This is a genomic window from Hydrogenophaga sp. A37 (genome assembly GCF_002001205.1).
Classification (GTDB): Bacteria; Pseudomonadota; Gammaproteobacteria; order Burkholderiales; family Burkholderiaceae_C; genus Hydrogenophaga.
The window spans coordinates 16,259-29,702 of the sequence record NZ_MUNZ01000054.1; the positions used below are offsets into that span (position 1 = coordinate 16,259).

Genomic DNA, 13,444 nt, shown 5'->3' on the forward strand with positions numbered 1-13,444 from the left:
CCGCGCCTCAGGGCTGCCCGTCGGGTCGTGCGGTGGGTGGCATCTCGCCCGCACCGGATGAGCCCATGGGCTGACCCGCCGAGATCGAAAGCACAGAAGGCATCCGGGCCACGCCTTCGATGGCCCGGACGGGCAAACGCAAGGTCTGGATCGAGGTGGGCGCCAACCCGGCTGGCGACTGCCACTGGCCACCGGCGTCGGCGATCCACTGAAGCTCGGTTGACGTGGGTGTCTGTTTCCACTCGACCGCCGCAGACACGACAGGGTTCTCGTCTGGCGAGAGCCCCTGGAGCGCGATCAGGGTCTGTGCGTCGATCTTGTTCAGGTACGACCGGTCGTCGGTTTCCATGGCTCACTCCTTGGGTCAATGAAGAGGCGGCCGGTGGCCGCCGTGGTCGTTCGCGGCCCGAGGACCGCGCAACACGAAATGCACGCTGTCCAGCGAGCCATCGGGGTGCAGGCCGATTTCCAGCGCCGCACCGATCACCCGTGCCGACTGGTCCGGCGCGTCAGGCGCCAGCAGCTTGTAGAGCGCCTGGGCAAAGCAGCCGTCCCCACCCAGGGTGTGCACCGCCTGCGCCAGCCGCTCGCACTTGTCGCGCGTCTCCGGCACCAGCGCCCAGAGGCTGCTGGCGACACGCAGCGCGGGCGCTGCCCCATCCACCCCCTGCAGGCTCAGGCTCCAGGGTCGGCTGCGCGCCGGCAGGGGGCGGCCCAGCACGGTCTCCCAGACCCCGGCGACCGTCGCCCAGGCAGCCGACAGGCCCAGGGCGCCCAGCGCATCGGCCGCCTCGGCGTGGCGCGGCAGGTGGTAGGCGAACCAGGGGTCGGCCGCCTGGTCGGCGTCGATGCGGTAGAGGGCCGCGAGTTCACCGGCACGGTGGTGGAGGCCGTGTTCGGGACGGTCCCATCCCCAGCGCTGCGGTTGCCAGCCCGGCGCCCCGATGAGCACCTCACCCACGGCCTGGCCGTCGAGCCAGTGCGTCCACTGCTGCACGCCCGGTTCGGCCGGGCGCTGGGTCCAGAGGTGGAGACGGCGCGCACCCGGCGCCTGCACCGCCACCAGCGCGCCGCTGCCGGCCTCGATGCAGGTGCGGAACGACAGGTCCGTCGCCAGGGCGTCGCCTTCGGCCTGGAGCCCGAAAGCGCGCGGCCCGAGTCCGGCCAGCAGGCCCGCGTGCAGCATCCATGAGGGTGTGGTCTGCATGGATCAGCTCCGGGGCGGCACGGTCGAGAGCATCAGGAAGCGGTCCCGCGTGGACCTCCGGCCCGTGCTCTTTTCGAAGCCGGTGTTGAACACGTAGGTCAGCTCGAACGTGTAGTCGCGCAGGGACGCGTCTTGCAGCTTGACGCGCCAGGGGGCGCCGATGCCGGGCTGCACGAACGACTGCTGCTCCTCCTCGTGCACGTTGTTGCCGTCGTCGTCGTAGCGCAGCGTCAGCACGATGCGCTCGACGCCGTTGCCGGACAGCGGCGGGCCGACCAACTCGGGCTGCACTTCCATCAGCTTGACGAAGGTCTCTCCCACGGTAAGGGTGCTCTTGTCTTCCTGCTGAAAGCCGGTGGAGATGACATTGCCATCGACGTCGATGATGGTCTGGCCGTACTCGTAGCGCCGCCGGGACGGGTCGACCACCGGGATCTCCCACACCTGTGCTGTGTTGATGTTGCTGGGGTCGAACACGATGGACTCGCTGGCTGAGACGCCGTTGGCCGGGTCGCTGTAGCGCAGGTCGACGATCAGGTTGAGGATGCGCGTGCGGTCGCCCGCGACAACGATCCGCACCTTGGGGCGCGGCGGCATGGGGTCGCGGACGATCACCAGGTCGCTGGACGTGCGCTGCCAGCCTTCCTCCACCGTGCCACCCGAGGTCTTGAGGAAGCTCAGGCGGTAGTCGATCCCGGGGTCCGCCGTCTTGTCGGTGCGCAGGGCTATGCGGAAACTGCTGTCCCCCTTGTGCAGCAGCTTCGAATCTTCGTGGGTCCAGTGCCCGGTGTTGTGCCGCAGGTGCACGAAGACGCTGGCGTAGCGCTCCCAGGGAAACGCCGTGTCGACCTGGACCTCCAGCGCCAGCCGCCGGTACAGCTCGTCGGGCGAGATCACCAGCAGCTGTGAGTCGTGCGGGCGCCAGCCACTGCCCACGCTGTGGGTCGGGCCGGGCAGGGCCGAGGGTTTGAAGAAGACGCTGTACCGGTAGAAGTACTGGTGCCCGATGTCCGGGTTGTACCAGGACGAGCGCTTGACACGGTCGTCGGCCGAATCGAAGAGAAAAGACCATTCGGCGTCCGGGTCGGCCAGCGGATCGAAGTGGTCGGGCGAGCGGTACTGCACGTCCAGCGCCACACTGTGGATGGCGTCGCCAGCGTAGTCGGCGTTGACCAGCGCGTCGAAGGTGGTGGTGTTCCAGAGCGCGTCGTTGCCGTCCACCACGGTCACCACGTCCTCCTTCTTCAGGCCGAAGTCCTCCAGGAAGAGGCTGATGTGCGCCTGCGGGGCGATCTTGCGCGAGACCGCCTTGTTGACCGTGTAGTCGACCTGGATCGAACGGATCTCCTCCACGCTCACCTCGCGCCGGCTGTAGCCCGCGCTGGGCCAGAGGTGGATGATGTTGCGGATCTGGCGCGCGGTGCTGAGCACCGTGCTCACGGTCTGGTCGTCGGGTGTGGCCTCGTTCGGGTTGGGCACGGGCTCGAAGAACTTCTCCAGCACCAGCTCGGTCAGGTCCTTGCGGACCTGGTTGAACTCGTCCTCGACCACCGCCGCCTCTTCGCCCTCGAGTTCCAGCGAGGCCTTGATGCTGATGATCTTTTCTTCTTCCAGCCGCTCGACGATGTCGTCCAGATCGACCGTGACGAAAACGAGGTCGAGGCCGAAGTGCTCCTGAATGAAGTGGTAGGCCTGCTCCCAGTCGGCCTGGACGTCCACCCGGTAGGCCGTCTGCATGCCCACGAAGTCCAGGTTGTAGACCACGCCCGCGGGCATGAAACCCTCGAACGACCCGTAGAGCAGCTTGGTGGCCTTGCGGCTGAGCATGGCGCTGAAGATCGCCCGGTTGTCACCGTACAGCGAGGGCACCCCGCTGGACTTGAGGAAGGGCACCCAGCGCTGCTTCACATCCGCAGGGTCGGCCGGGGGCGTTGGTGCGGGCGCCGGATTGCTCGGGTCCACCGGTTTGGGCAGCTCGGTGGTGCGGTCCAGAAAGGTCAGTTGCACGGTCCCGCCTTTGTAGGGCAGGGGCGCCAGCCGCGGCGTGTCGGCCAGGTTCATCTCGCGCTGGATGAAGCGTTCGGCCTTGCGCACCGCCTCGGACGCCCAGGCCAGGTCGGTGTCGAACACCAGGAAGCCGGCCACGTCATCCTCGGCGGGCGTGCCGTCGGGGTTGCTCTCAATCTCGTCCTGGGCTTCCTTGAGGATGATGAAGCGGATGGCGGGATGCCCCTGCTCGTCCACCGAGAGCTTGGGGCGGTTGGGGAAGTAATAGAACTGGAGGGGGTCGTGAAAGTCACTCATGACCGTCATCCCCTCGATCTGGAAGTAGGGCGGGCCGAACGAAAGCATGGGGTTCTCCTCGTCCGAGGGTCAGGGCTGGGGTGCCAGCTCGGGCACGAACCGGGGCAACGGGAAGTGCTTCTTGTCCGTGCGCATCGGCGTCTGCGCAAAGGCGGTGCCGTCCTTGTTGAAGTAGGTCACCTGCAGTTCGTACTCGGCCGGGGAATCCGCACGCACGGGGATGCGGAACACCTGGTCCACGGGTTCGGTGAACAGGAAGGAGTCGTTGAAGAGGATCTGGTGGGCCGCGTCCTCGTAGCGCACGGTCACCTCCACCACCGGGGTGTCGATGAAGCTGACGAAGCGCGGCAACAGCGTGACTTTGATCTCGGGGGTGAGCAACCTGGGCAACACCACCTCGGTCCGGTCGTCCACCACCTCGGGCTCCTTCACCGTGCGGCCATCGGCGGTGTGGAAGGTGACCTGGTAGCGGTACTGGCGCGGACTGGTGTCGGTGATCGGCACGAGCCACTCTTCGATCTTGTCCCCCTTGACGAAGGTGAAGGTCTCCACCTTCTGGATGCCGTTGGCCGCGTCGGCGTAGCGCATCGTCGTCTCCACCACCGGGCTGGTGTCGAAGTCCACCACGTTGGGCAGCAGCTTGACCGCCAGCTGCGGCACGGTGCGCACCACGATGGGCAGGGCCTGGTCTCCGTCGACCGCCGTCCAAGGGCTCTCACGCAGGTCGCCGTTCTGGAACGTGGTCAGCACCTTGTATTCGAAGCGGCGCACCTGGCTGTTGCGCAGCACGACCGACCAGGTCTTGAACTCGTTGATGGCCTTCAGCGAGAAGGCCTCGTCGGCGCGGTAGTTGTTGGCCGCATCTTCATAGCGCAGGCTCACCACCGACTGCACCACACCGGCCCAGTCGCCCGACGGCACGAGCCGCACGTCCAGCTTGTCGTAGAGCGGGGCGTTGATCAACAGCTGCCGGGCGTTGGTCTCGGTCCAGTCGGTCTCGATGCGTTGACCGTCCTTGAGGAAGAAGTGCGAGCGGTAGCGGACCGGCCGGTCCCAGGGGGTGAAGATGACCCGGTTGAAGGTCTGCTCCTGCTGGCCGTCGAGCAGGCGGAAGGTTTCGATCTCCTCGTTCACGCCCGACGAGGTGTCGGCGTAGCTGACCTCCACCTGGACCTGTTCGACCGTCTGCGCGAAGTCGATCTGTCCGGCCAGCAGCCGCACGTTGACCCGGCCGGCGTCGGGAATTGAGAGGTTGAGCTGCGGTGTGCGCTCACGCTCCCAGCGCGTGAACTCCCCGGGCGGCTTGCCCTGGAACGCGATCCGGTAGCGGTACTGGTACTCGCGCTTGGCCCCGATCAGGCTGGGGTTCCATTCGCCGCGCGTGCTGTCCTTGTTGAAGGTGAAGGTCTGCTGCTTCTCGACCATGTCACCGTTTTCATCGCGGCCCTCGTACTGCACCTGCGCCTCGACGAAGGCAATCGGGTTGTGTTCCCAGTCGGCAAAGGCCGACACCTTCAGGCCGAGCGTCATGAAGAACGGGTCGCTGAGGTCGGCCACACGCACGTACTTGCTGATCTCCTGGGCCGACATGCCGGCGAAGAAGGACTGCATCGTGCCCTGGGGGTGGACCGGCCACTCGGCGATGCTCTTGATCTCCTCGTTGTAGGAGAAGGAGGTGAACGTCATCTCCTGCTCGGACTTGAAGAAGAACACCTTGCGTTCGTCGCCCAGTCCGACCGGATCCTCGGTCGTCGGGGGAGCCGCCTCCTCCTTGAAAAAAGCCTTCTGGATCATGCCGGTGACGATCTCCATGGCGGTGGCGCGCAGCTCGCTCACGAACTTGTCGTCGAGCTTGAGCGTGCCGGTATCCAGGCGGACCTTGATCAGGTTGGACTCGACTGCCATCTTCAGGTGCTGGTCGAAGTGGGTCACCTCGTCCTCATTGCACTCGTTGCCTTCGAAGTCATGCATGACCGACCGAATGCTCTGGTACAGGGTGCGGCTGTCGGCTTCGATCGAAAGGCGCACGGGCGGCAGCCGCGCCCACATCTTGAGGTCGAAGCGCACCTGGATCGGTGTCAGGTCGCTGCCGCCGGTGCCGTCGCGGTTGACCAGGGTCTTCTCCATGAAGGTGGCGCCGGCCTCGGTCAGGTCCATGTTGGCCGCTGCCACATTGCTGCCCACCAGCGACAGCGGGCCTTCGACCACGCGGTGGCTGACGAGCGACGCGGCCTGCGGCGCGCTCACGCTGAAGGTGCCCTCGGTCCAGGTGGGCACCGACAGGATCACGGTGGGTGGCTTGTTGCCCGGAGGCGCTTCGGGGGCATCGGGGTGCAAGCCAAGCTTCACGTCGTGGATCGACAAGGCCGTGTCCATCCGCTTCCCGTTCGCGTAGGCCCAGCTGCTCAGCCGCATGCCCTCGACCCTCTCGTGGTGGGCCTCGGCCAGCGCCTTCAGGCGCTTGTACTCTTCGTCGACCAGGCCTTGCAGCCGTTCTATCAGCTCGGCCTGGTTCTGCTCGGCCACGCGCATTTCCACGTCGAAGGCCATGAAGCCGCCGCCGCGCCCCAGTGCCGGGTTCGCCAACCGGTCTTCGTCACTGAAGGCGTACTTGATGAGCAGGAAGACCGGGTTGTCGTTCTGGTCGCGCCGGACCGAGATGTAGTCCGGAATCACATAGAACTTCCAGAACATGGTGTCGTCCTGGTAGACGGTGACGCGCAGGTCTTCGAAATACGCGTAGGCAGGCACTTTGAGCATGGTGTTTCTCCTGGCGGGGGGTTCGGTGGGTCAAGGCTGGAAGCGCGGCACGACCAGCAACGGCTTGTCGGTGAACGCCTGGGGAAGGGCATGGGGCACCTGGTCGGGCGCCACGAAGTAGGTGATCTGGTGGGCGTAGAGGCGGCGGTTGACGTCGCGCACGTCGACGACCCACTCCATCGGGGTGCGGTCCGTCAGGGCCACGGCGTGGCTGACATCGATGCCGTGCACCTCGTCCTGGTAGCGCAGGTCGATGGTCACCAGCGGGGTCTTGGTGAAATCGATCAGCGAGGGCACCAGCTGGACCCTGAACAGGCCGGGTCTGGGCGGCTGGTAGGGCGGCAGCACGAGCACCGGGTCTTCTTCTTCGAAGGGTGCCAGCACGACGGGGTCACCCCCAGCCGGAAAGTGCGTGACCTCGACCCGGTAGCGCACCGGCGTGCCCGGGTCCACGTCCACGTTCCAGACCACCGGTGTGTGCGCCCGGAACACGAAGGTCTCCTGGCGACCCGTGGGAAGGTGCGTGAGACTGACCTCGGTCAGCGGCGCGGTGGCCAGGTCCAGGCGGTCCGGAACGATCTGGATCTGGTGGCGCGGCGGGGCCTTGACCACAATGGCCAGGGTTTCCTCGCCGCTGTGCGGCTGCCATTCGCCCTGCTGAAAACGCCCGTCCTTGAAGCTGGCGTTGATGCGGTATTCAAAGCTGCGGCGGTTCTGGTCGCGCAGCGCCACCTCCCAGGTGCGGAACTCCTGGCTGGACTTGAACACCAGGCTCTCCTCGCGCCGCAGGCCGTTGGCGGCATCTTCGTAGCGCAGGTCGACGATCACCTGGGCCACGCCGTCCCAGCCGTCACCGGCGGGCAGCAGGCGCACGCGCAGCAGGCCCCGGGCGGGCTGGTTGACGATCAGCTGGCTGCCGGACAGCGCCTGCCACTCGGCGTCTTCCACCACCTCGCCGCTGTGCATGCGAAAGCGCTGGCGGTACAGCACCGGGCGGGCCCGCGGCTCGAAGATCTGGCGGTCGTACACGCCGCTGGTGCTGGTCTTCTCCAGCACCACGGTCTGCTCCTGGCGCGGCACGCCGGCCGCAGGGTCCTCGTAGGCCAGCAGCACCTGCACCTGCCGCACCTGGTTCTCGAAGTCGACATCGCCCGCTCGCACCTCGACCATCACCCGGCCGGCCCCCGGCACGGCGATGTTCAGGTCGCTGCGGCCGCTGTGCTCCCAAGGGGTGAACGAGCCAAAGGCGCGGCCCGCAAACTTGAAGCGGTAGCGGAACTCGTGGCCGCGCTCGTCGCCGATCAGCTTGGGCTCCCACTTCTGCGGCTGGTTGCCGGTGAAGGTGAAGGTCTTGAGCTTTTCCTGGTGATCGCCGTTGGCGTCGCGCCCGGTGTAGCGCAGTTCGACCTCAACCGCCTCCAGCCCCGCGGCGTCGAAAGGAGCGAACACGCGCGCCGTGACATTGAGCGACTGGAACGCCGGGTCGTCCAGGTGGACGACGCGCACGAAATTTGAGATCTGCGCGGGCGACATGCCCCGGAAGAAGGTCTGCAGCGTGCCCTGCGGGTGGATGGGCCAGGCCACAACGCTGTTCTGCTCCAGGCTGAGCTCCAGCTTCATGCGAACGCTGTCGTGCTGCTGGCGCAGGTATTTCTTGGTCTTGTCACGTCGGCCGCTGAGTGCTTCGTCGGGAATGTCGGTCGAGCCGGCGGGCTGGTGCGCCTCGGCCAGGTCGGTGGTGAAAAAGTTGGACTCCACCAGTTCCTGCATCACCTCCAGCGCATAGCGCCGCAGCTCGGCGATCACCGCGTCGTCCAGCGAGCCGCTGCCGGTGTCGATCTGCACCGTGATCAGGCCGGCCACCTCGGCCGAGGCGGTGTCGATGTCGCTGTGCTGGAAGTCGTAGGTGGTGCAATGGTCGACACCGGCGCCGTCCATGATCTTGCGCACCTGCTCGTACATGCGCTGCGAGTCGGCCTTCACATGGATGCGCACGGGCGGCAGGCGCGCCCAGAAGGTCAGGTCGTAGCGCACCTGGATCGGCGTCAGGTCGGAGGCGGTCGCGGCCCCGCCACCGCCGGTGAGGGTGCGCTCCATGAAGGTCGCACCCTCGCTGGTGAGGTCCATGCTGAAGACCGACACGTTGTCGGCCAGCAGGGAGGGCGCGCCGGTGGCCACGCGCTTGCTCACCAGCACGCTGGACTGCGGCGCGTCCATGGCGACGGTGCCCCCGGTGTAGGTCGGGGTGCCGAAGTCCACCGGGGGCGCGGCGGCCATGCCCTGCACCGAGGCCTTCTCCTCGGCGCTGCCGGACTGGCGCCGCGCGAACTCGGTGTCCACCCAGGCCTGCAGGTCGGCGCGCACCGCCTCGCGCTGTGCGTCGTCCAGCTCGAACACCACGTCAACGTTGAGATAGCCCCCGCCGCGCGGCAGCGTGGGGTTGCGCGCCAGCTCCTCGTCGGAGAGCGCGTACTTGACCAGCAGGAACACCGGCTGGCCGTCCTTGTCCAGGCGGACTCGGGGCTGGTCCGACACCGGGTAGAAGCGGTACCAGAGTGTGTCGTCGGCATAAAGGGTGACGCCGGCGACGGTACGAAAGGCGGGCACTTTCAACATGGGGTCACCTCTGTGAAGGGTTGGCAGGCCGGGACGGCAGGGGCAGTTGCATCACGGCACCTGGTCGATCAGCAGTTCGAGGGCGTGGTCCACGCGCCAGCCGCTGATGCGCAGCGGCCGCGTGGCACCGGTGGACGGCTCGCGCTCGACCAGATGCAGCCGCCACGCATAGGCCGGTGGCTGCAGCAGGCTGCGACGCCAGTACGACCAACTGCGCGCCTGACCCACCTCCAGCGTCAACAGGGTGCCATTCGCGCCTTCGCCGGGCACCTGGGCGCCGGGCAGCAGCTCCACGCTCACCAGCGCGGTCGCCTCGGCCAGCCGCGCGGAGAGACTCAACCGGACCTGTTCGGGACCCACCGGCTCCAGCGCCCAGCCGTTCAGGCGCAGGCCTTCCAGTGGCAGCGGACCGGACCACCATGGCTCTCCGGGTCCGTCAACGGTGAGCGCCGCCACCTGCACCATCGCCGGGCCCTGCATGTCTTCGCCCATGAGGCACACCCAGGCTTGCGCAGCCTGCGGTGTCAGCTCCCGCACCTGCACCGCCCCACCCGCCGTGGTGACCACCAGCTGCATCGCTGCAGCGTGTTCCCACAGCGAAGGGTCGGCGTCGATCGGCACCGGACGCACGCCGACCTCCTTTTCACTGAGTACGACCTGCAAGCCCTGCACCGGGACAAAGTCCGGTGCAGCCAGGGTCAGCGGCAGTTGTCCTTCCCGCGCCACCACCGCCAGCGTCCGGAACGACAGGGACAACCCGGCGCCAAAGGCGGGGCCCACCACCGACAGGGCGTGCAGGCCGGTGTGCCCGTCAAAGGTGAAGGTCCGGTGGACCCACGCACCGCTGGGACCGCGGAAACGCAACTCCACATCCAGCTGCGCCAACCCCCGGGGATGCAGTGGCAAGGCGTTCAGCAAGTGCACGGTGACCCGCTGCATGGGCCGAAACGGGGTGACCACCGGAAACGCCTCGGGACGCCCGGCCCAGGTGGCGTGGCACTCGCTCACCGACCAGCGCAGCACGCGCTCAACGGTGTCAGGCAGGGGCTGGTCCAAACGCCATGACAGCCCGTCGACCGCATCAGACACCAGAACGCCGGGATGCCACTCGAACCTTTCGCCCACGCGTCGAAACAAGCGCTGCCGCGCACCGCGTGCGGCCCGGAGGGTCAGCGCTTCGGTGTCGACAGGGACGCCTTCGTCCTCCAGCGCCTGCCAGCGCAACACGCCGGCCGGCAGACTGAGGAAGGCCCGGTCGAGGTCCTGCGCGGTCGCAGGAAGGTCGGTCGCGAGCAAGGCCTGTAACTGGTCGCGCAAGTCGGTGAAGGTGGTCGTCACGGTCCACGGCAGCCCAGGACTCAGACCCTGGGCGATGACCCGAACCTCCAGTTCGACCGGCTCGGGTCCGACCGAGTCCGCGTCGCGCACCAACGTCGTGAGTATCTGGGTGTCTTCAAGGTCCAGATGCCGGGTGACCGAGAGCGCGTCTGCCGAGCCGCTGGCCACCGGCCGCCATTGCCCGGACGCCAGCACCTGATCACCCGACACCCCCCGCAACACCAGCCGGGCTTCGGCCTGCGCGATCGGTGCGCGCTCCAGCGTGCCGCCGCCGACCATCCCCGTGACCGCCAAGGCATCGACATCGGGACCTTCGAGCTTCAGAAAAGCCTGGAGAAGCCCACCGCCTTGCGCTGCGCCTTCGTCGCTGGTGTGACGCAACAGCGTAAAGCGGGGCAGGCCATCGGCATCCAGTGCCAGCCCCAGGCGATCCGGCAGGACATACAGGCGACGCCCGATCCGGTGGTCCGGAAACACGTCAGCAAAATCCTGAAGCGGCTGGGTGAGCATCATGTTCAGACCTGCAGCAGACTGACCTGCAGATTGCCCACACCGGCCAGCCCTTCGTGCACCCGCTGCCCGCCTTGCGCGTCCATCTCGATCAGGCGGTAGCGGTAACCCGGCTCCAGACCCAGGATGCGGGCGATCACCGGCTTGCGCAATGTCACTTGCCGGGTGGGCACGCTGGCATCGAGCGTGACCGTCGGCCCCTCGTCGAACTCGATCCGCAGGGACATCAGCGCACCGGCGCCAAAGAACAGCGGACTGGCCGACACCTGCACATCGAAGGTGGCCTCGGTGAACGCCTCGGTGACGGTCAGCTGGCCCATCAGCAGGGCGAGGTCGGGCTGGATGTCCACATCCAGCGCCGGCACGATCGAGACCAGCGGGAACGATGCCGGCCTGACCTCGTAGCGAAGGTCAACGGTCTGCCCAGGTCCCACCGGTTCGGCCGGTGGCGGATCGAGCGGCAAGGCCGTCACCCTGTGCAGCTGGCCGCCAACCGGATCGTTCCAGGCGCCCAGCTCCACCGGATGGACCGCATTGATGCGCACCGGACTCTCGATCCGGTTGCGCAGCGAAACGGCGTGGTGCCCCGGAACGCCGTCGGCGTCCGCGCGCAAATGCGGTGGATCGAACGCGGTGCCCGTGTTGTCCTTGAGCGAAACCACGAGCGGGATGTCCACCTGCGTGCCGTCGCTGATCGTGGCCGACACCCATCCCTGCATCCCGATGCCGGAGGGTGACTGGAAAGAAGCCGCCAACCGCACGAACTGCGCCTCGTCGAGCGACAGCTCATCGGTGACACCTTCGTCGAATCGGATCACCGCTGCGGGACGCTCCAACGGCTCGGCAACCGCGCCTTCGGCGGGAGGCACGCTCAGGGTGAGACGGGCCGAGCGGGGTGTGAGGGCGGTCAGCCTGGCTTCGGGACCGAAGTGCTGGCGCGCCAGCAGGCGAAACGCCTGCCCCAGGTACGGCCGGGCCTGGAACGCTAGACGCACCCGGTAGGCCAACGACTCGCTTTCCGTCACCACATCGGTGATGGCAAACACCAGCGACGGCAAGAAGGGATGGGCATCGCTGCGCGCCAGACGGAATTCCTGCGGCTCGTAATACACCTGGTCGCGCGCCATGGAATCCTGGAAGAAAGTGACGCTCTGCCCATCCGCGTCCAGATCGTGCCTGAACAGCACATGTGCCTGCGACGGATCCACCGGCGCGTCAAACATGTAGCCATCGGTCTGCGGATCGAAGGTGCTGTTCAGCGACTGCACGCACTCGACCTCGCGCCGCACCAACACAGGACGGCCCCGCTTGTCGATGGCCAATCGCCGGGGCAGGGTTCGCGTGATGCGTGTGGCCTCTTCCTTCGACAGCACCACGTCCAGATCGGCCGAATGGCGCTGGAGCAGCAGCCCCTCGTTGAGCATCAGCGAGCCCACACTGCTGCGGTCAATCCGCAGGTTGGCGACCGTCGGTACTGCGGCCAACGGCGTGAGGTGGGTCGCCAGTGTGGCGGTCGACACGCTCAGCACAGGCGAACGGGTCATGTGCATCACCAGTGGCGAGGTCCTCCCCACCGTCTTCACCGAAACGGGCGCCACCGGAACGGCGGCCACCGGCGGCGGCACGGGCTTGGGCGCTGGGGCGACCAAGCTTTCGCGCAGTTGTTTCAGCACCGCAGGATTGAGCTGGACCAAATCCATGTCCGGACGCACGGGCTGCACCTTGATCCGGTCACGGATCCACCACTGCTGCCAAGAGCGCTGACCCACCGTCGCCTTGCACACCACCTCCAGGCGTGCGCGGTGCACTGGCGAAGTGACGATCTGGTAGAGGCGGTCGTAGTCCTCTTGAGCATGAAACGGCAGCACACAACGGTGCACGCTGGCGCCGACCGGGTTCAGGGGGCCCAGCGTTTCCCAGATCAGCGGCTGCGCCGGGGAGGTTGCCGCTGAGCGACCCATCACATACTGGCTCAGCCGGTCCTTGCGGCCGTCGGCATCTGTGTAGTCGTCCAGCACGTCCACCAGCAGCGTCTGGCCGCTTCGCCTTGCCGTGATGGTGGTGACCTTGAAGCCGAACGGGTAGACACCGATCAGCGCATCGCCCGAGAGCATGGCCGTGGTCTCGCCCCAGTCGCAGTCGCTGGGGTGGCACTTGCCGAAGCCGTGCATGAACCAGCCGCCGTCCACACGCTGCCCGATCAGCAGGCGGGTCATGCCCCGGGTCGCAGGGTCGGCGTTTTCCCATGGGCCGACCCACGCCTCCGGCACCGATTCACCCGCTGCCACCACCGGCATCTCGTAGCCCAACCTCAGCGACGCCGTGTGGTCAATCGACCGCATCGCGAAGCGCGCATCGACCGCAGACACCGCCAGCAACTCGATGCTCAACCAGCCCAGTGGACCGAACGGATCTTCGTCGGCCGTCCGCAACCGCAGACGGGACGTGTGCCGCCCACCCACCTGGTTCCACTCATACCGGGGCAACTGATACCGGGCACCCACATCGTCCGACGCTTCGTAGAGCGTCTGGGGCAGCAAAGACCCGTCCGCACTCACAGGCACAGCAGACCCGGCAGGCGCTGTCGGCGCAGGGCGCACCGTTGACGTCATGAGCAGCGACTTCAGCTCAAAAGCCTGAAGCCGGTCGCTCATCAAAAGAACTTGCTCGTCGCTCGCCATGTCCTCTCCTGCGAAGGGTGACCCGGTG

Annotated in this window: 7 protein-coding genes; all 7 read right to left on the minus strand. The window is 67.1% G+C overall.

What is annotated here, in order from left to right:
* Nucleotides 1-7 precede the first annotated feature (7 nt).
* The 7 genes from B0E41_RS01885 to B0E41_RS01915 are packed head-to-tail and all read right to left on the minus strand — an operon-like array spanning nt 8 to nt 13,389.
* The gene (locus B0E41_RS01885) at nt 8-349 is read right to left on the minus strand and encodes a hypothetical protein (protein ID WP_077328228.1); all 342 of its coding nucleotides are present in this window, start codon (nt 347-349) and stop codon (nt 8-10) included.
* A 15-nt stretch (nt 350-364) separates the two neighbouring features.
* On the minus strand, nt 365-1,207 hold the full coding sequence (locus tag B0E41_RS01890; RefSeq protein ID WP_077328230.1) for a hypothetical protein: 843 nt from the start codon (nt 1,205-1,207) through the stop codon (nt 365-367).
* 3 nt (nt 1,208-1,210) lie between these two features.
* Nucleotides 1,211-3,559 (minus strand): hypothetical protein, encoded by a 2,349-nt coding sequence (locus B0E41_RS01895; protein ID WP_077328232.1) that lies wholly within the window; start codon nt 3,557-3,559, stop codon nt 1,211-1,213.
* 21 nt (nt 3,560-3,580) lie between these two features.
* A complete protein-coding gene (locus B0E41_RS01900) occupies nt 3,581-6,271 on the minus strand; it encodes a hypothetical protein (protein WP_077328234.1) in 2,691 nt (896 codons plus the stop codon).
* A 30-nt stretch (nt 6,272-6,301) separates the two neighbouring features.
* Nucleotides 6,302-8,887 carry a hypothetical protein gene (locus B0E41_RS01905; RefSeq protein WP_077328236.1) on the minus strand — a complete coding sequence of 862 codons (2,586 nt, stop codon included), beginning with the start codon at nt 8,885-8,887 and terminating at the stop codon, nt 6,302-6,304.
* Nucleotides 8,888-8,938: 51 nt separating this feature from the next.
* Complete coding sequence (locus tag B0E41_RS01910; protein WP_077328238.1) at nt 8,939-10,738, minus strand: hypothetical protein; 1,800 nt, start codon at nt 10,736-10,738, stop codon at nt 8,939-8,941.
* Between the two features lie 2 nt (nt 10,739-10,740).
* Nucleotides 10,741-13,389, minus strand: a complete 2,649-nt coding sequence (locus tag B0E41_RS01915; RefSeq protein WP_171984639.1) for a hypothetical protein — start codon at nt 13,387-13,389, stop codon at nt 10,741-10,743.
* Nucleotides 13,390-13,444: the final 55 nt, after the last annotated feature.

Coding starts and splice junctions, on each gene's coding strand:
- B0E41_RS01885 (WP_077328228.1), bottom strand. CDS start 349: ATGGAAACCGACGACCGGTCGTACCTGAACAAGATCGACGCACAGACC.
- B0E41_RS01890 (WP_077328230.1), bottom strand. CDS start 1,207: ATGCAGACCACACCCTCATGGATGCTGCACGCGGGCCTGCTGGCCGGA.
- B0E41_RS01895 (WP_077328232.1), bottom strand. CDS start 3,559: ATGCTTTCGTTCGGCCCGCCCTACTTCCAGATCGAGGGGATGACGGTC.
- B0E41_RS01900 (WP_077328234.1), bottom strand. CDS start 6,271: ATGCTCAAAGTGCCTGCCTACGCGTATTTCGAAGACCTGCGCGTCACC.
- B0E41_RS01905 (WP_077328236.1), bottom strand. CDS start 8,887: ATGTTGAAAGTGCCCGCCTTTCGTACCGTCGCCGGCGTCACCCTTTAT.
- B0E41_RS01910 (WP_077328238.1), bottom strand. CDS start 10,738: ATGATGCTCACCCAGCCGCTTCAGGATTTTGCTGACGTGTTTCCGGAC.
- B0E41_RS01915 (WP_171984639.1), bottom strand. CDS start 13,389: ATGAGCGACCGGCTTCAGGCTTTTGAGCTGAAGTCGCTGCTCATGACG.